This is a genomic window from Pedobacter borealis DSM 19626, from assembly GCF_000708285.2.
GTDB classification, from domain to species: domain Bacteria; phylum Bacteroidota; class Bacteroidia; order Sphingobacteriales; family Sphingobacteriaceae; genus Pedobacter; species Pedobacter borealis.
In genome coordinates this window covers 1-19,466 of sequence record NZ_JAUG01000024.1, presented here as the reverse complement: position 1 = coordinate 19,466, position 19,466 = coordinate 1, and the positions used below count along the sequence as shown (strand labels likewise).

The window sequence follows — 19,466 nt, the reverse complement described above, 5'->3', positions numbered from 1 at the left end:
TGAAAAAGCCTTCTCGCAATGACGATGCCTCGCAGCGTAAAATTTCACTAAAAATCTTCATGCCATTCATAAGATTTTTATGAATAAATTATCTCAGTATGACGGATTTGTCCCCTAGATCCGTCACCCTGCATTCATTTCAGGGTCTTAATAATGCAAAAAAAGGAGTCAAGTTTTTAAAAACTTGACTCCTTTGGTAATTGGCTATTTGTTTTTCCTAAACCCTAAACCCTAAACCCTTCTAAAATTCTGCGTTTTTCGGGAATCTTGGAAAAGCAATTACATCGCGGATGTTGGTCATTCCGGTTACAAACAATACCAAACGCTCGAAACCTAAGCCAAAACCCGAGTGCGGAGCTGATCCAAAGCGGCGGGTATCTAAATACCACCAAAGTTCTTCCTGCGGAATGTTTAAATCTTCCATACGTTTAGTTAAACGGTCTAAGCGTTCCTCACGTTGCGATCCGCCAATCATTTCGCCAATACCAGGGAATAAGATATCCATCGCTGCAACAGTTTGTCTGCCTTCAGCATCTGGTTCATTCTGGCGCATGTAGAACGATTTAATATCAGCAGGGTAATCTGTTAAAATTACCGGTTTTTTAAAATGTTTTTCTACTAAGTAACGTTCGTGCTCACTTTGTAAATCCGCACCCCACTCATCAATCAGGTATTTAAATTGTTTCTTCTGGTTTGGTTTAGAAGATTTTAAAATCCTGATCGCCTCCGTATAGGTTAAACGCTCAAATTCGTTGGCCAGGCAGAAGTCCAATTTCTCTAACAAGCTAAATTCGCTGCGCTCGTTCTGCGGTTTTTGTTTGTCCTCTTCGGCCAAACGTGTGTTTAAGAATTCTAATTCATCCTTGCAGTTATCTAAAGCATATTTAATTACATACTTCATCATATCTTCTGCAAGCTGCATGTTATCTTCTAAATCGGCAAATGCAACTTCTGGCTCAATCATCCAGAATTCGGCCAGGTGACGTGTAGTATTTGAGTTTTCTGCCCTAAAAGTCGGACCGAAAGTATAAATCTGTCCGAAAGCCATTGCTGCCAATTCGCCTTCTAACTGACCAGATACGGTTAAGTTGGTTGCACGGGCAAAGAAATCTTGCGAGAAATCTACCTTACCATCGTCTGTACGTGGTGTATTGTCGAAATCTAAAGTAGTTACCTTAAACATTTCGCCGGCACCTTCTGCATCACTTGCTGTAATTACAGGCGTGTGCATGTACACAAAACCACGTTCGTTGTAGAATTGGTGAATGGCAAAAGCCAAAGCATGACGTACTTTAAAAACGGCATTAAAAGTATTGGTACGGAAACGCAGGTGCGCAATTTCGCGTAAAAACTCTAAACTGTGTTTCTTTGGTTGTAATGGAAACTTTTCAGGATCACTATCACCCAAAATTTCTACAGTTGTTGCCTTAATCTCAACAGTTTGACCTTTACCCAAAGATTCGATCAATTTACCTGTCGCAGAAATGGCCGCACCGGTAGTGATTCTTTTTAACAGCTCATCAGGTAAATTATTAAAATCGATCACAACCTGGATATTGCTCATGCAAGACCCGTCATTTAATGCAATAAACTGATTATTACGGAAAGTTCTAACCCATCCCATAACCGTTACTTCTGTGTCAAATGCTGTCGACTTTAATAAATCTTTAATTTGCTGTCTCTTAATCATATTGTTATTTGTAAAAGGCGCAAATTTAGAAAAAAACTTTATCAGTTGGCAGTTTTTAGTATACAGTTTTCAGTTTTTTAGCGTGAGGGATTTGCTAACTGATAATTGCGGACTGTTAACTGCAAAAGCCTACTGTTGTTGTTGCTGCTGTTGTTGCTGGATGGCTTCCATATATTGTTGATAGCTGTTTTGTGTTCTTGCTGTGGTTATTGTTCCAGATGGTTTAGTATAATTCACTTCTTTTGGCTGAAAATAAGTTTCATTATCATTAAAATCTTCATCATTATAGCCTACTGATACGTTAACTTCCATAATATGCTCGAAACCACCTTTATAAACCCCTTTTACAGGAGAGCAATCAGTAAAATTGCGACCTACTGCCAGGCGCACGTGGTTTTCGTTGGCAATGCAGTTATTGGTGGGGTCTAAGCCCAGCCAGCCATACTCGGGTAAATATGCCTCGGCCCAGGCATGCGTTGCGCCTTCACCCCGCATACCATCTCTATTGGGACAGATGTAGCCGCTCACATATCTGGCAGGGATCCCGGTTAAACGCAACATGGCTGTTAATACATGTGCAAAATCCTGGCAAACACCTGCTCTAAGTTTTAAAATTTCATCTATGGTGGTATCAACTGCGGTTACCCCTTTAATGTATTCGAAATTATGGAAAACATCGGCACAGTATTTTATCGCGGTTTGATAGGGTGTATCTTCAGCATCTTTAATCTTCAGCGCTGTTTCTTTCAGTTGGCTAATGCCCTCGAAACTTTCTTGTCGCAAATAATCGATATAGGGAACTTCGAATTTTAGGACGTTTAAACTGTTCCACTGCTCGCTGCTAAACATATCGTCTTGCGGCAATGGCTTCGGGAAGGTTTCTACACTTACTTTGGAAAAAATTTTCAGCTGGGTATGGGGCTCATTTTGGGTAAATGTGCCTACTTCATTGCCGTAATAATCGATAAAGATTTCAATTTCCGGGCTTCCGGAGATATTCAGGTCGTGTTTAACCACCTTTTGAAAATCATCCTTAATCGGAAATAAAATAATCTGATTTGCACTGTCACGAACAGGTAATTCGTATTTATAATTGGTGATATGTTTGATTTTGAAAATTGGCATATTGGTTTTTATTATTATAGGTTACCACAGATAAAAGGATAAACACAGATGAAAAATCAATAAAGGAAATAGTATCTGTGTTAATCATGTCTATCTGTGGTTAAAAAACTATTTATGAATTTGCGAAATAATATTCATTTAACAGGTTTCCGATGCCGAAAAGTTCAGCTCTGATTTCTGTAAGGTAATGATGCAGCTGCTCTTCGTTCATGGTATTAACCGAGCTATAGGTAATCATACTTTTTAAACGCCCTATTTTAAAAGATAAGTTGTTGTAATGTTCGATATTGCTTTCGCTCTTTAACCGGTTAAAATACCTTTCAATATTGTTCATGGCGTACAGTACCGACCGTGGAAAATCATTGTTGAGCATCACTAATTCGATGATGTTTTTTGCATCGAAACCCTGCCTGTAAGTTTTTAGGTATAACTCATAACCGCCTAATGATAGCAATAAATGTTTCCAGTAGGATATATCCGTCAGCAGATCTGGATTGCTGCTTATCGAGCTGAATTTAATGTCGAGAATATCAACTGACTGTATACTTCTCTCCAGATGTTTGCCAATATTCATAAAACTTCTGCTTTCCCCACGCTCCATCACACTGTCGGCAGTTCCGTTATATAACATTACCTGTTTAATCAAAACATCTAGGGCCGTAACAGGGTCATCCTTCTGTACGTACCATAATAATTTTTCATCTTTTACCGCATGGTAATATTCGTTTAAACACTGCCATAAATCTTTAGGGATGTGTTCCTGAACACTCCGTGCATTTTCCCGTGCCAGGGTAACGATGTTTAAAATTGAATTTTGATTCTCGCGGTTTAACAAGAGGTATTCTATTACCGCCCGGCTATCGTGCTGGATATTCAATAATTCATTTTCGTCATCTGATGAAAAAATCCTGATTACGGGCTTCCAGGTAAATTCCTGTATGGTATCTTGTGAGGAAGCATAATTTGTTTTTAACATGCGCAGCATACCATCGCTGCGCTCAACATATCTGCTTAGCCAATATAAGCTTGATGCAACTCTACTTAACATATTCTGTATTCTAAGAAGTTAAAACCCATGTATCTTTACTGCCGCCACCCTGCGAGCTGTTTACGACCAGCGAACCTTCTTTTAAAGCTACCCTGGTTAAGCCACCCGGCACAATTGAAATGCCATCTGGTCCGTTTAAAGCGAAAGGGCGAAGATCGATTCTGCGTGGAGCCAGTTTTCCGTTGATAAAACAGGGGGCAGAAGACAGGCTTATGGTAGGCTGGGCAATAAAATTGCGTGGATCTTTCAATACTTCGATTTTGTATTCGTCTGTTTCCTGCTCGCTGGCGGCGTGCCCCATTAACATGCCATATCCACCACTTCCATTGGTTTTTTTAATGACCATCGTATTGATGTTTGCAAAAACATAATCGAGCTCATCTTTATTGCTGAGCTGGTAGGTGGGCACATTCTTGAGTATGGGTTCTTCGTTCAGGTAGTACCTGATCATATCTGGTACATAAGTATAAACGGCTTTGTCGTCGGCTACGCCATTGCCTATTGCATTAATAATGGCTACATTACCTTTGCGATAGGCGCCCATTAGGCCTGCAACGCCCAGTACGCTGTTCGGATTAAAAACCAGTGGATCAAGATAGTCGTCATCTACACGGCGATAAATCACATCAACCTGCTGTAGGCCAGTAGTGGTTTTCATAAATACCTTTTGGTTTTTAACCACCAGATCACGTCCTTCTACCAGTTCTACCCCCATTAAGCGGGCCAGGGTAGTATGCTCGTAATACGCAGAATTATACATGCCCGGGCTTAACAGTACAATTGTTGGGTTAGAAACAGCTCTGGGAGAGAGGCTCATTAAATTTTTATATAATATGGCTGGGTATTCGGTTACACTTCTTACGCCGCATTGCGGAATAAGGTCGGGGAATAACCTTTTGGTAATTTCCCTGTTCTCGAGCATATAGCTCACCCCTGAAGGTGTGCGCAGGTTGTCTTCTAACACGTAAAATGTTCCATCGTGATCTCTTATCAGGTCTATTCCGGCAATATGGATATAGATATCGTGTAATACGTTTACATTGTGCATCTCTCTTAAAAAATGCGGACAGGAATAAATTACGTTTATAGGTACAATCTGGTCTTTTAAGATAAATTGATTGCTATAAATGTCTTTTAAAAAAAGATTCAGTGCTTTTAAGCGTTGTTTTATTCCTTTTTCTATAAAATTCCACTCTGATGAGGTAATAATTCTCGGGATAATATCGAAAGGAAAGATTTTTTCGATGCCTTCGCCGCTATCGTATACCGTAAAGGTAATACCCTGGCTCATGAACAGCTTTTTAGCCAATTCTTCCTTTTTGTTCAGGTTCTCGAGCGATTCTTTAGAGAAATTATCGATGAAGTTTGAATAATGATCCCGGTAATGATCGCCATTTAGGAACATTTCATCATAAGTTTTGGGATGATTTAAGTAATTTTTTATAAAATCTTCTATCATTTTGCTTAAATATTTCCTTAAATTATGATTTTATAAGTAAAAAACTAGTGTTTTTGTATAAAAAATTGATTTTTATATGATTTATATCTATTTGATTAATTTTTTAGGCCTGTATTTTAGTGTTTTATGTATTTTTTATTAAAATATTTAAAGTTTTTAATAAAAACACTTGCTAATATGAATAAAGTTTGTACTTTTGTAATGCTCGTTAATTATTATTATATATTTGGTTTAAAAAAGCGCTGGCAACGGCGCTTTTTTTACAAAAAACATTAAGACTTATTCATAATCAACATAAACTAAACACTCTAAACCAAGAAGCTCCAGTAAAACTGGAGCTTTTCTTTTTTTTGGTCGTCAATCTGAAGCTTAGGCAGGTGGGAACACATGGATATAAATTAATTTAGTTATGTCAATAATCTTCGTGGTGTCATCCTGTCCCGGGCTTCGGGATCAGGGTCTATTTGTTAGAAAGGATGCTGGCCAGGAATTCGCTATTAGACTTTTAAAACAATAAACACGGCAAACAAAATTTATCAGATAGCTATCAGATAATGTGTAACAAAATGGAGCGTTCTCAAAGAAAAGTCGTCATTGCGAGAAGGCTTTTTCAGCCGACGAAGCAATCTTATAACTATGGATTGTAGCGATCGTTGTAAGATTGCTTCGTCGTTCCTCCTCGCAATGACGATCCTGTTATAGGGATTCTAAGAGAAAAAAAAAGCTATCCTGATTTTAATCGGGATAGCTTTCAATATATGTTTTGTTGTTGTTATGCTTCTGAATAGGTGATTTTGTTCACATGTTTATCAATTTCCCATCTTCCTGTTCCTTCTTCGCCAATCACTTCGAACAATTCTAATGCCCTGCGTGCTTTGTATTCTTCTTCGCGTTGTTCTTTCAAGAACCAGTTTAAGAATTCCATAGTTACAAAATCCTGCTCTTTATGGCATTTAGAAGCCAGGTTTTTAAAACTTTGGGTAATGGCGATTTCTGCTTCTAAAGCATCTTCGAAAACTTCTCTAAATCCGGAAAATTCGGTTTTGATGCCAGAAACTTCTGGAGATATTGCGTTTCCACCCATATCCAAAACATATTTGAACAATTTAAGCTGGTGTACTCTTTCTTCTTCAGATTGCTTTAAAAAATAATCTGCTGAAAAGTCGAATCCATTTTGGTCACACCAAGATGACATTGATAAATATAGTGATGAAGAGTGGGCTTCTTTTTTGATCTGCTGATTTAATAATGTTTCGATATCCTGTGATATTAAACATTTAATGCGCATTAAGTCTTTCATAATTTTCTTTGCTTAACTAATGATACAAAGGTAACATCAAATTAACCATATTGTGTGATTTATTTGCTATATGAAATTAGTCTAAATTGCTGATAATTAGTTATTTGTAATCAGTTTAAATAAGGGGGCGGATGGAAATTGATACCGGAATAACGTCAAACGGATAGTAGTTGAGGATCAGAAGGATAAAGGTCGGTTTTCAGTTGGCAATTTTCAGTTTGTAGTTTTCAATGAATTAAGTCCATGAGAATAACTGAGGATTGGAGAATGGGATAGTATATTGAAATTTACCTCGTGATCGTCATCCTGAGGAATGACTTATTGTATAAAAATCAATATTAATTAATGACAAAGGATTTTAGCGAATTGTAAGCTGCAAGGAATCGTCATTGCGAGAAGGCTTTTTCAGCCGACGAAGCAATCTTACAACGATCGCTACTAGCGTGCGCATTAAGATTGCTTCGTTCCTCGCAAGGACGACCCTTCTTAAGAGATCTGTCAATGATAGTTTATCTCAGGATCTTTCTAGTAATAGATACTGAAACAAGTTCAGTATGACGAACTGAATAGAATTGAGCGAAAATGGATGTAATTAATACAGTACAGTTTTGTAGTTGGCAATTAACAATTGATAGTTTCATGTAAGCAGTTAACCAGTTTAGACAATTAACCCATTTATACAGTTAACTTATTAACTGATCTGAACCTACCAATAAACTAATGACTAATGAACCACTGAACTGACCTAATAAACCAATCTATACAGGCAGTCGCTGATGAGGTGATTTAGTTTGAACATGGTAAAAGTACCTTGTAGCAAATCTTTTAAGGCGATAATTTCTAAAGCACTTAACAAATAGATGTGTTCGCAGCCATTAAAGGTAACCAGTTCGAAATCGGCTTTGTGGGTGTTTAAAAGGAGTGCTTCAATATCAATATCTTCTACAACCTTTTTTAATTTTTGAAGCGACAGGCAATTAAAGCGCGCAAACTTGCCGCCAAAATCTACATAAAAGCAGTTTAGTTTATCTGATTGATAAATAGAACCATGGGTATTTGAGAATACGTTAACCAGTTCATTAATATCGATACACGCTTTTTCCATCGGTTACAAAAATTGGTATTATTTAGATTAAATACAAATAAAAATGAAAAAAAATTTTGGAAGCGCTGGGTGTGGAGCGTTTGGCGGGTCCAAAATAAAAGAGCTATAAAAACATTATATGCTTTAGTTTGCTATTGGTTGAAGACAAAAAAGTGGTTTAATTGTTAGAACGTAGTAATTTATAACAATGGCCGGTTTAAAAGAGATGAGCTACAATGATCTTATATTCCTTAAATGGTAAACAGTTGAATCGGGTGCATAACTTAGTTGTCAGAAAGTATATAGCATAATGAACCATATAAGCAATGTAAGGAAATATAAGGCGTCATTAGGCAGATACGTTAGGCCGATTTGTATAGGTTATTCATGTATAAGCTATTCGCTAACAATTTTTAGGAGTTTTCCACCATCATAGGCATTTAAAGATCCCAGGATTTTGCCCTCGTCTTCATAAACCAAGGCATTTTCGTAACTGTATTGGTTGTTCTCTTGTTGGAAGAAATGTTTAAAGATCTGATTAATGATTTCATCATCTTCTACATTGGTTAATTTCTTAGCCAGCTTGCCCATTGCCTGAATAATCAGTGGTACAACTTCTTCTGTGTCTGCGGGCTTGGCTGGTCTGACCATTTAAATAATCGTTAAAGTTAAGTATTAGGGCAAATTAAGGGTCTCTAAAAGAAACTTAGTTTTATTTGTGCAGATTGATTTTTTGCTGCAATGACTTTAGCATTTCAGCTATAGTTTTATATGTTTCTACTTTATATTTTTCTGAAACAATATCCACATTGCCTTTTCTCCAAAATCCATCTGGACATACAACTAACAGTTTATTGGATTTGGCATATAATCCAAATTCTAACAAACTTATCGGGCTTTGAGATTCGGGAGCAAAATACATGACAATATAATCGGATGCTTCAAGTGCATTTAATTCCCATTCTACCTGCTTTCTAAAATTTGGATCGGTGCCTGTCGGTTTCCAGTCTTTGTTCCAGTCATCACGGCGTGGATTTAAGATAATTACATTTTTGTCGATTAGTTCCTTGCTTAAGCTTTGTTGCCAATCATCAGATTTCCCCATGTCTATACTGCCACCTAAAAATATCTTAATGCGGTTGTCTTTTGAGGGTAATGGGTTAGGCGATTTTATAATAGTAGCTTTTTGGGCGACCACAACAAGCGTAAAGCAAAAAGAGAAGCAAAGGAGGGTAAGTAGTTTTTTCATTGAATTAATTCTGGTATTTACTGCGGCTAAAATTAAATGATATCACTCAGGTTAAAAATTTCTGCCACACGGATCCCTTTTTCTGTTCTTTGTAAAGTGCAGCATTCGTTAATTGGATCGTGTTCAAGATATAAGATGTAGTTGTTGTTTACGGCTTCTTCTAAAAAGGCTTGTTTCTCGGTCAAGGTTTTTAACGGAAACATATCATAAGCCATTACATAGGGCAGGGGAAGGTGCCCAACCGAAGGTAAAAGATCGGCCATATACACAATGGTTCTGCCTTTGTAACTGATTTTGGGCAGCATCATGGCATCGGTGTGGCCATAGGCGAAACTGATGTTGATATTTTTTTGCCATTCGATATTTTCTATTTCATCAATAAATTTAAGCTGTCCGCTTTCCTGGATCGGAAGAATGTTTTCTTTTAAGAAAGAAGCTTTTTCCCTCGCATTTGGCTCTACTGCCCATTGCCAATGTTTTTCATTACTCCAATAATGTGCATTTTTAAAGGCTGCCGTCAGTTTCTCTTTCTCTCTTATTATTGCCCCACCAACATGATCAAAATGAAGGTGAGTGAGGAAAACATCAGTAATATCAGCCGTACTGAAACCCAATTGCGCCAGCGATTTTTCCATCGAATCGTCCCCATGCAGGTAATAATGACTGAAAAACTTTTCGTCCTGTTTGTTTCCAATCCCGGTATCCACTAAAATCAATTGATTACCTTCTTCAATTAAAAGGCAACGCATGGCCCATGTGCAAAGGTTATTTGCATCAGCAGGGTTTGTTTTTTGCCAGATGGCCTTGGGTACAACGCCGAACATGGCGCCACCATCTAATTTAAATAAGCCTGTGTTTATGGTGTGGAGTTTCATTTAGGGTTTAGGGTTTAGGGTTTAGGGTTTAGGGTTTAGGGTTTAGGGTTTAGGGTTTAGGGTTTAGGGTTTAGGGTTTAGGGTTTAGGGTTTAGGGTTTAGGGTTTTTAAAAAATAGCCTATAAAAATAAGAAAACCCTTTAGGATTAACTAAAGGGTTTTTATAATAATTGGGTTTACTTATGGTTTTGGCATCTTATGCCTTCCACCTTTAAACCTTCTACCTTATATTTACTTATGGTTTTGGCACCTTATACCTTCCACCTTTAAACCTTATATTTACTTATGGTTTTGGCACCTTATGCCTTCCACCTTTAAACCTTCCACCTTATAAATGTATCACTTCTCCGTATGCATCAGCTGCAGCTTCCATAATGGCTTCGCTCATGGTAGGGTGAGGGTGAACAGATTTAATCATTTCGTGACCAGTAGTTTCTAATTTACGGGCAACTACGATTTCGGCAATCATTTCGGTAACGTTGGCGCCGATCATATGTGCACCTAATAATTCTCCGTATTTAGCATCGAAAATTAGTTTTACAAAACCATCTTTAGCACCGGCAGCGCTTGCTTTACCTGATGCAGAGAATGGAAATTTACCAATTTTCAATTCGTAACCTGCTGCTTTTGCTGCCTTTTCGGTATAACCTACTGAAGCAATTTCCGGGGTGCAATAAGTACATCCAGGGATGTTGTTGTAATCTAATGGCTCGGCATGCTGACCAGCAATTTTTTCTACACAGATAATGCCTTCCGCAGAAGCCACGTGGGCAAGTGCCTGACCGCCTACTACATCGCCAATTGCATAATAACCTTTAACTGAAGTATTATAGAATTCGTCGGTAACAATTTTGCCTTTCTCCGTTTTGATGCCGGTTTCTTCTAAACCAATGTTTTCGATGTTGGCTACAATACCTGCTGCCGAAAGCACGATGTCGGCCTCAATAGTCTGCATGCCCGATGCTGTTTTAACCGAAACTTTACAGCCTGCACCGCTGGTATCAACAGATTCTACGCTTGCTGATGTCATGACATCGATACCTACTTTTTTCAGGCTGCGTAACAATTGTTTAGATACATCTTCGTCTTCAACCGGAACAACGTTATCCATAAATTCTACGATCGTTACTTTTGTGCCCATGGTAGCATAGAAATAAGCAAATTCTACACCGATAGCACCAGAACCTACTACTACCATGCTTTTTGGTAACTCAGGAAGTACCATTGCCTGGCGGTAGCCAATAATTTTTTTGCCATCTTGTTTCAGGTTAGGTAATTCTCTTGAACGGGCACCTGTGGCGATGATGATATTTTTAGCACTTAGTTCTTGTTGAGAACCATCTGCACCTTTAACTTCTAATTTGTTTCCTGGTTTTACTTTACCAGTTCCCATAATTACGTCAATTTTATTTTTTTTCATTAAAAATTGAACGCCTTTACTCATGCCATCGGCTACACCACGGCTGCGTTTTACCACGGCAGCAAAATCTGCGGTTGCACCGGCAGTAGTAATTCCGTAATCAGCAGCATGATTAATATATTCGAAAACCTGAGCACTTTTTAAAAGTGCTTTAGTAGGGATACAGCCCCAGTTTAAACAAATACCACCTAATGATTCACGCTCAACAATTGCAACTTTTAGTCCCAATTGAGAAGCTCTGATTGCAGCTACGTAACCACCTGGGCCGCTGCCTAAAACAATAACGTCGTAATTCATCTGTTTTTTAATCTATTTTAAAGAGATTTGTTTTAATTGTTTTGTATTATCTGTAATCGTCTGGTTTCGTCCCTTGAATAAGGGCTGCCTACATCCGGATTACAAAATTTAAAGGATCTTCATCCTGCAACAATCGCTCAAAACTAAAAAAAAAATGTCAATTGCTTAGCTCAATGTTGAGATAACAGTTAAAATTTACAATGATTGAATATTGTTGCCTCAAATTTGAGGTTGTATGCTAATTTGGTGTTGGTGTTTTTGTAGATAAAAATAGATAAAAAGTAAATATTTAACGATAGGTTTAAATTACATGGTGTTTTTGCCTAAAAAGTTATTGTTGATAGGTGTTATTAGAAAAATACCAACATTATAGTGTCTTTTCTGCATAAATTATAATCAACTGTAAGTTTCGTTATTGATAATCTAGTGATACGATCAAAGTGTTGATAAACTGAAAGTTATATCCTGTTCAATATGTGTTAAATGTTGAAAAGTTTTTACCTGACTTAATAATTATTTAACATTGGATGTTAAAATGTGTTAAATTTTATTGGGTACATTTGCGGCATTAATATCCCTATTAGATTTATTATTCAACAACAAAAAACATTTAAAAAACAAAGTATGAAGAAATCTTTACTTTTAAGATTAGTACTGGTTATTGTTGCATTTGTAGGTATTACCATTGGTGCTAACGCACAGGTAACCACATCATCAATGACAGGTTCTGTAAAGGATGCCAAAGGCATTCTACCAGGTGCAACTGTTAAAGCAACACACACACCTTCTGGAACTACCTATACTGTTTCAACAAACAATGATGGCCGCTTTGCAATAAACAATATGCGAGTAGGTGGACCTTATTCAGTTGAAATAAGTTACATCGGATTTAAACCGGGAAAAGCAAGTGACATTTTTCTAAAACTTGGCGAAGCTTATAATTTAGATTATAAGTTAGATGATTCTGGAAATACACTAGGAGAAGTGACAGTTCAAGCAGCAAAAAAAGTTACGGCCCAAAAAACTGGAGCGAGTACCAACATTTCTAGCAGAGATTTGGCTAGTTTACCCACAATAACTAGAAGTATAACTGATTTTACAAGATTGACCCCACAGGCAAGTGGGAATAGTTTTGGAGGTCGTGATGCCCGTTACAATAATATCCAGGTGGATGGTGCGAACTTAAATAATAATTTTGGACTAAGTAATGATCCATTGCCTGGCGGTGGATCGCAGCCGATCTCTTTAGATTCTTACGATCAAATTTCAGTAAATATTGCACCTTATGATGTTAGGCAAGCTGGCTTTACTGGGGCAAATATTAGTGCGGTAACAAAAAGCGGGACTAACACTTTTCATGGTTCAGCTTATGGCTTTTATAGAGATCAAAGCCTTTTAGGTAAACATGTGGGAGCTAATGATATTAGCTCAACAATTGTGAGCTCAAAATCTCAAACTTATGGTTTTACCTTGGGTGGTCCAATTATCAAGAATAAATTATTCTTCTTTGTTAATGCAGAAAAGGAAGAAAATACTAAACCGGGTATCAACTATTACGCTGCCGGATCTGGTGGCTCAGGTTTACCTTCGTCTACTAGTGTTACAGATTTAAAATCTGTTTCAGATTACTTAAAAACGAAATTTGGTTATGATCCGGGGTCTTATACAGATTTTCCTTCATTTGCAACTGATAACCATAAAATCCTTGCAAAATTAGATTGGAACATTAATAATAGTAATAAATTAACATTAAAATTTAGTGATTTTAAAGGTAATGATGATCAGCAGTTAAATTTAACAAGTACGCCTAACGGTGCTGGTTTCAGAGTAACATCTGGTACAAATCCTACTACTGGTGCGCCGATATTATCTACTATATCAAGAGCTCCTAATAATCGTTTTGGGCCAAAATCGTTCGCTTTTTCTAATTCTAATTATGCTTTTGAAAATACTACAAGGACGGGTACTCTTGAACTAAATAGTAAATTAAGTAACAAGGCTTCAAATCAATTATTACTTGCTTTAACTAAAAATCAGGCTACGAGAACTTATAATGGAGGTATTTTTCCAACTATAGATATATATGATGGAAATGGTGGTAACTTCATTACTGCCGGAATGGATCCATATACCTTAAATAATGATGTTATTAATGATGTGTATAGTGTAACTGATAACTTTACTTATTATGCTGGAAAACACACCTTAACTGCTGGATTAACCTATGAATACCAGAAAACAGGTAACATGTTCATGGCTCCTGCAAATAGTTATTATGCATACAACTCATTGAGTGATTTTTTAACTGACAAGGCACCAGTATATTATGCTTATACCTATTCATTAATCCCAGGTCAAAGCTCAGTATATTCAGCTGAATTAAAAATTGGACAGGCAGGAGCATATATTCAAGATGAATATAATGTGAACGATAACTGGAAATTAACACTGGGTTTACGTGCTGATATGCCTATTTATCATGAAGACCCATTAAATAACCCTGCAACTTCTGCTTTGAATTTTTACTCAAGTGATAATACTACTTTAAGACATTATTATACTGATAAATGGGCTAAGAGTAGGGTGTTATTGTCTCCAAGAGTTGGAATTAGATATACTTCTGACGATAAATCATTAGTATTCCGTGGAGGTTTAGGTGTGTTTACAGGTAAAATTCCTTTTGTTTTCTTAACAAATATACCAACTAACACTGGTATGTATCAGTTTGGTGGAGCTATTAGTAACGCAACGACTGCTGGAGCAGCGCAATTGGCAAACATTAAATTTAGCAGCAATCCTGCGGCATATGCAAATTTATTTCCAACTGTTGCCGGAACATCTAGTCCTCCTGCTGTTGTTTTTATGGATGATAATTTTAAGTTTCCAAAAGTTTTAAGAGCTAATTTAGGGATTGATAAAAACCTAGGTAGTGGTTACATGTTTACTTTTGATGGACTATATACTAAAGACATCAATGCGGTTCGCATGCGTAATGCAAACTTGTCTAATGTTAACGGTATCATTAATGAAGGTGAACTTACACGTCCACGAATTATTGGTACTAATCGTTTAAATGCTGGAACAACTTCTGCTATTGTTCTTGAAAATACAATTAAAGGTTTTGCATCTTCATTGACAGCTCAATTGAGTAAATCATATTCTAATGGTTTCTCTGGATCGATTGCCTATACTTATTCTATCGCTAAAGAGGTTACTGCTAACCCAGGAAGTACAGCAAGTTCTGTATGGAATTCAAATCCTAATGTTGGAACGTCAAATGATCAAGAATTAGGTAATTCAGCTTATGCGGTTCCTCATCGTGTAGTTGGTAATTTGTCTTACCGTTTAGAATATGCTAACCATTTTGCTACAACCATCTCTCTATTCTATCAAGGAATGACCCAGGGTGTTTATAGCTATGTAGTAAATGGAGATTTAAATGGTGATGGAAATAGTAGTGCAGATTTAATGTATATTCCTCGTGCTGGTGAAACAAACTTTGCAGCTTATACTGTAGGTACTGGTGCAGCGGCAGTGACTTATTCGGTTGCTCAACAAACTGCAGCTTTCGAAGAGTTTATAAATAATTCTAAATATTTAAGTAAACATAGAGGTGAATACGCTAAAAGAAATGCAGCTACATTACCTTGGTTTAACAAATTTGATGTTAGATTTTTACAAGACATCTTCGTGAAGACTGGAAAAAGCGGTAAACAAACTTTACAGTTTAGCGCAGATATTATCAACTTTAGCAATTTGTTAAATAAAAATTGGGGAACTTACCAAAGATATGTGATCAATAATCCATTAACTTTTAGAAGTATTGGTACAAACAACCAACCAATTTATAATCTTCAAAATGTTGCAGGCAAATTAATTACTGATCCATTACAAGATGATATTAGCGTTAATAGCACTTATAGCATTCAATTAGGTTTAAGATATTCTTTTTAATTAAACGGATTAGCTTTATAACAAAGAATCCCCGATCGAATGATTGCAGATTCTTTGCTATTTATGGACTTTTTTAAATGTTATTTATTGTATTTTAGAATATCTGTTTAATCCAGTAAGCTTCTATGGCGATTAGTAGAGCTTTTATTAACCATGATACGTTTTTGTAATAAAAATAAATAATATGAAAAATCTCATCTATTTAATGCTCTTGTTTTTATGTTTTACTTCATGTAAAAAGCTAACTGTAAAAGAAGAAAAAACATTTTATGAAATTAATGTACCCAAGCCTGATGGATACCTTACCAGTGCGATACACGTTACACTCATGGTAGACGGCAAAGCCGATATAGTGCCAGGTGGAGATGTAGCATATAGAGGTACTTACAAAATCAAGGGTAAAAAGCTTACTGTTACAGCAGAAAAAGAATATGAATTTGAAATCACCTCAGAAACAGAAATTAAGTATGGTGAAAGGATTTTGAGATTACAATAGTTTATATAGATACTTAGATGTTTTTACAAATCCATGGTCATTCGATCGTGGATTTTTTTCTATATAAACTTCTGAAGTATTTATTGTTTCAGATTGCTTAATCTATAGCTTTTTTAACCCTCGCAGGCACACCTGCAACCATTACATGCGGCGGAACATCTTTTGTAACGCAAGCTCCGGCTGCAACATAGGCTCCTTTTCCGATGGTTATGCCCGGGATCACGGTTGCACCAGATCCGATAAAAACACCTTCATTAATATGTACATTGCCCGCAATGGTTACCCCGGGTGAAATGGTTACATAGTTCTCTATTATACAATCATGACTGATGTTGCAATTTGAATTCACAATGCAATGGTTGCCGATATTCACATTTGCATTAATTACACAACCTGGAGCAATACAGTTTCCTTCGCCAATTTTAATTGAAGGGCTGATATAATTATGGTGGTGGATCATGTTGATGAACGAATAGCCTTTGTTTTCTAACAGTTCAATAATAGATTTTCTTTCGTAATTGCCTATTGCCCCAATTAATGCAATATTTAAAGTACTGGGATGTTTTTCTAAAAAAGCCGGTAGCGAAGTAATGGGCTTCGTTAAACTTGGGTGATTTACCGCATCTTCTAAATTGATGATATATCCGGTTAAAAGATACTCACCCGAGCCATTAATATATTCGCTAAGCTCAGCAGCATGTTTACCAGCACCCAGAAGATATACATTGATCATTTTATTTATTCCTATTTGGAGTAATTTGTTAAATCTAATATACGTTTATACAAACAAAACTAAATGATGTACCGATAAAATTTAAGAATGTATCGACAAAGATATAAAGTAAGTTGTAGTGGCTTTAATGGAAGTATAACTAAGATTGTGTTTGGTGTAATAACATTTTGCCTGTATTGGCAATTCCCTTCCGAATTCGAGTCAAAATTCATCCCAATTAAATATGAATTAAAATGCTAAAACACCTCGCAAAAAAAAATGCAGGCAGAAAAGAAGCTATTTCCCATTAATTAGTGTGAAAGACATAAATTAAAAGCTTCACAATACGGTAAAGATTTTAATATATTGAAAATAAGCTTTTTACATTTGTTTCCCTGGTTCGGCTTTGCCGTTGTGGCAGGTTACGCAGGCAATTTGAGTAATGGTTTTCCCCTCCTGCAAAGCGGTATGAAAATATTTCTTATTGATTTTTGCGGTCATACGTATCATTTTACGAGCTGTTTCCTTCTCTGGCTTTTCATCACTGGCGAAATCCATTTTCCTTGGATTATCTTTCATTGGTGCATGGCAATGGCTGCAGCGCACACCTAATGCAAGCTTAAAATCGTCCATTACTTTGTCGAGTTCTTCCTTGCTGATGTTTTTAGGCAATACCTTTAAATTTTTTGCCTTTGGCTCTGGTTCGGCTTTAGGCATAAAGGCACTCAGGCTTAGGGCAAAGCATGCCAGTAAGGCCATTACAATGGGCTTTTTATAGTTCATGTTCTGTTAGTTTATATAACTAATATAAACCTTTTTCTACATTAGAAAATGACTTTTACAGATTGTAATGAATTTATTTCAATCGATACTGACAAGAGGCAGCAAGAATGTGTTAAAAAAAAGCTGCTGAAATTTATTTTCAGCAGCCTTTTTAAATTGTATCTTAATGCTTAGTTATAAACGAAAGTTCCTTTTTCGCTTTCGATAGTTACCTGTTTCTGATTGCCTTTTTCTACGCGACCGATAATCTGCGCATCGATATTAAAGCTTTTTGATATTTCGATAATGCTTTCGGCAATCTCCTGAGGAACATATAATTCCATGCGGTGCCCCATGTTAAATACCTTATACATTTCTTTCCAATCGGTACCCGATTGTTCCTGGATCAATTTAAATAGGGTAGGAATAGGAAATAAGTTATTCTTGATGACATGGATATCATCATTGATGAAATGTAATACCTTGGTTTGCGCACCACCACTGCAATGTACAATACCATTGATCTGACTGCGATGGCCTTCTAAAATCTTTTTGATTACAGGTGCATAAGTACGCGTAGGGGATAATACCAATTTACCTACAGTAGTTTTGCCAAAACCTTCAATATCTATTTCTTCTGTTAATTGTTTCTTTCCGGAGAAAACCAGATCGAATGGAACAGCCGGATCGAAACTTTCAGGGTAACTGTTGGCTACTGTTTTATCGAAAACATCATGACGAGCGGAGGTTAATCCGTTCGATCCCATACCACCATTGTATTCGGTTTCGTAAGTAGCTTGTCCGGATGACGCTAGTGCCACAATTACGTCGCCTGGTTGAATGTTATCGTTGCTGATGATATCTTCTCGCTTTAATCTGCAGGTTACCGTAGAATCGACGATAATCGTTCTTACTAAGTCGCCAATATCGGCAGTTTCGCCGCCGGTAGAATAAATCGAGATGCCTTGTTCGCGCAGATCGGCTAAAATTTCTTCTGTACCGTTAATTACTGCAGCAATCACTTCGCCCGGGATCAGATTTTTATTCCTTCCAATGGTTGAGGATAATAAAATGTTATCGGTAGCACCAACGCAGATTAAATCATCGATATTCATGATAATGGCATCTTGTGCAATACCTTTCCAAACGGAGATATCTCCGGTTTCTTTCCAGTATACGTAAGCTAAAGAAGATTTGGTACCTGCGCCGTCTGCATGCATGATATTGCAATATTCCTCGTCACCACCTAAAATGTCGGGGATGATTTTGCAGAATGCTTTAGGGAAAATTCCTTTATCGATGTTTTTGATGGCATTGTGCACATCTTCTTTTGAGGCAGAAACGCCACGTTGATTGTACCTGTTATCACTCATGTTGGCGCAAAGATAGTTTTTTAAGGTGGAAGGTAAAAGAGTGGAAGACAGAAAGTCTGAAGTCGGGAGTCGATAGCGCAAATATTGATTTGGAGTAGGACTTTATCTGCATGCGTTTGTCTTAACAATATCATTGAAAAAGGTTTTGGAAGTGAGCGTTAGTTTTTCATGGCGGTTTGCAGCCCCGCTTTTCCTCCTGCCGTTTTAAAGCTTTGGAACATGGAAAAAATAACTTGTAAAACGGCATCCGTACAATCGGGCTTAGGTACAGCGGACTGGTGCTTTGTGGCGGTTTTTATCCTTGCATAGGCCCATTTCATTAAGTTAAGCCGCGGTTGTCAGTCTGTCCAAAGGACTCCTGTGGAGAGCGTAACCGAAGACTTCTTGAGATTGATAAATCGCAAATAAATGCCCTTCGACTACGCTATCAATGACAGATTGCAAAGAACGGTCGTCATTTCGACTGGAACACAGTGGAATGGAGAAATCTTTGAACTATGTTAAAAGATCTCTCCTCCAAAGGAGTTCCTTTGGAACACTACGTGGTGCTTCGGTCGAGATGATTGTTATGATAAAAACAAATTTTAAGCAGCTATATTATAGTTATTTTTGTAGCTGGCCT

General features: G+C 37.0%; 16 protein-coding genes. 2 read left to right on the top strand and 14 right to left on the bottom strand.

Annotated features, from left to right (window positions below; genetic code table 11):
* Positions 1 to 241 precede the first annotated feature (241 nt).
* From asnS to lpdA, 10 genes are all read right to left on the bottom strand, one after another.
* Entirely contained in the window at positions 242 to 1,690 is a 1,449-nt protein-coding gene (gene asnS / locus AW17_RS09085) for an asparagine--tRNA ligase (protein ID WP_029275819.1), read from the bottom strand.
* Between the two features lie 129 nt (positions 1,691 to 1,819).
* Positions 1,820 to 2,815, bottom strand: coding sequence for a transglutaminase family protein (locus tag AW17_RS09080; protein WP_029275818.1), 996 nt, complete (start codon positions 2,813 to 2,815; stop codon positions 1,820 to 1,822).
* A gap of 112 nt (positions 2,816 to 2,927) precedes the next feature.
* Positions 2,928 to 3,863 carry an alpha-E domain-containing protein gene (locus AW17_RS09075; protein ID WP_029275817.1) on the bottom strand — a complete coding sequence of 312 codons (936 nt, stop codon included), beginning with the start codon at positions 3,861 to 3,863 and terminating at the stop codon, positions 2,928 to 2,930.
* Between the two features lie 10 nt (positions 3,864 to 3,873).
* Positions 3,874 to 5,322, bottom strand: coding sequence for a circularly permuted type 2 ATP-grasp protein (locus tag AW17_RS09070; protein ID WP_029275816.1), 1,449 nt, complete (start codon positions 5,320 to 5,322; stop codon positions 3,874 to 3,876).
* Positions 5,323 to 6,094: 772 nt separating this feature from the next.
* Positions 6,095 to 6,622 (bottom strand): ferritin, encoded by a 528-nt coding sequence (locus AW17_RS09065; RefSeq protein WP_029275815.1) that lies wholly within the window; start codon positions 6,620 to 6,622, stop codon positions 6,095 to 6,097.
* Positions 6,623 to 7,367: 745 nt separating this feature from the next.
* Positions 7,368 to 7,727 carry a hypothetical protein gene (locus tag AW17_RS09060; RefSeq protein ID WP_029275814.1) on the bottom strand — a complete coding sequence of 120 codons (360 nt, stop codon included), beginning with the start codon at positions 7,725 to 7,727 and terminating at the stop codon, positions 7,368 to 7,370.
* Positions 7,728 to 8,102: 375 nt separating this feature from the next.
* Positions 8,103 to 8,357, bottom strand: coding sequence for a hypothetical protein (locus AW17_RS09055; RefSeq protein ID WP_051691718.1), 255 nt, complete (start codon positions 8,355 to 8,357; stop codon positions 8,103 to 8,105).
* Between the two features lie 61 nt (positions 8,358 to 8,418).
* On the bottom strand, positions 8,419 to 8,955 hold the full coding sequence (locus AW17_RS09050) for a nucleoside 2-deoxyribosyltransferase domain-containing protein (protein WP_029275812.1): 537 nt from the start codon (positions 8,953 to 8,955) through the stop codon (positions 8,419 to 8,421).
* Positions 8,956 to 8,987: 32 nt separating this feature from the next.
* Complete coding sequence (locus AW17_RS09045; RefSeq protein ID WP_029275811.1) at positions 8,988 to 9,830, bottom strand: MBL fold metallo-hydrolase; 843 nt, start codon at positions 9,828 to 9,830, stop codon at positions 8,988 to 8,990.
* 328 nt (positions 9,831 to 10,158) lie between these two features.
* A complete protein-coding gene (lpdA, locus tag AW17_RS09040) occupies positions 10,159 to 11,547 on the bottom strand; it encodes a dihydrolipoyl dehydrogenase (RefSeq protein WP_029275810.1) in 1,389 nt (462 codons plus the stop codon).
* Positions 11,548 to 12,171: 624 nt separating this feature from the next.
* Between lpdA and AW17_RS09035 the strand changes: the two genes are divergently transcribed.
* Together AW17_RS09035 and AW17_RS09030 are read left to right on the top strand one after the other, a co-directional pair.
* A complete protein-coding gene (locus tag AW17_RS09035; protein WP_029275809.1) occupies positions 12,172 to 15,501 on the top strand; it encodes a TonB-dependent receptor in 3,330 nt (1,109 codons plus the stop codon).
* 184 nt (positions 15,502 to 15,685) lie between these two features.
* A complete protein-coding gene (locus tag AW17_RS09030) occupies positions 15,686 to 15,997 on the top strand; it encodes a hypothetical protein (protein ID WP_029275808.1) in 312 nt (103 codons plus the stop codon).
* Positions 15,998 to 16,094: 97 nt separating this feature from the next.
* Here the strand turns inward: AW17_RS09030 and AW17_RS09025 are convergent, their stop codons facing one another.
* The 4 genes from AW17_RS09025 to AW17_RS24125 form a co-directional block, all read right to left on the bottom strand.
* Positions 16,095 to 16,730, bottom strand: a complete 636-nt coding sequence (locus AW17_RS09025; protein ID WP_051691716.1) for an acetyltransferase — start codon at positions 16,728 to 16,730, stop codon at positions 16,095 to 16,097.
* A 360-nt stretch (positions 16,731 to 17,090) separates the two neighbouring features.
* Positions 17,091 to 17,492, bottom strand: coding sequence for a c-type cytochrome (locus AW17_RS09020; protein ID WP_029275806.1), 402 nt, complete (start codon positions 17,490 to 17,492; stop codon positions 17,091 to 17,093).
* 170 nt (positions 17,493 to 17,662) lie between these two features.
* The gene (locus tag AW17_RS09015; protein ID WP_029275805.1) at positions 17,663 to 18,844 is read right to left on the bottom strand and encodes an AIR synthase related protein; all 1,182 of its coding nucleotides are present in this window, start codon (positions 18,842 to 18,844) and stop codon (positions 17,663 to 17,665) included.
* Between the two features lie 158 nt (positions 18,845 to 19,002).
* Positions 19,003 to 19,164, bottom strand: a complete 162-nt coding sequence (locus tag AW17_RS24125) for a hypothetical protein (protein ID WP_157280252.1) — start codon at positions 19,162 to 19,164, stop codon at positions 19,003 to 19,005.
* Positions 19,165 to 19,466: the final 302 nt, after the last annotated feature.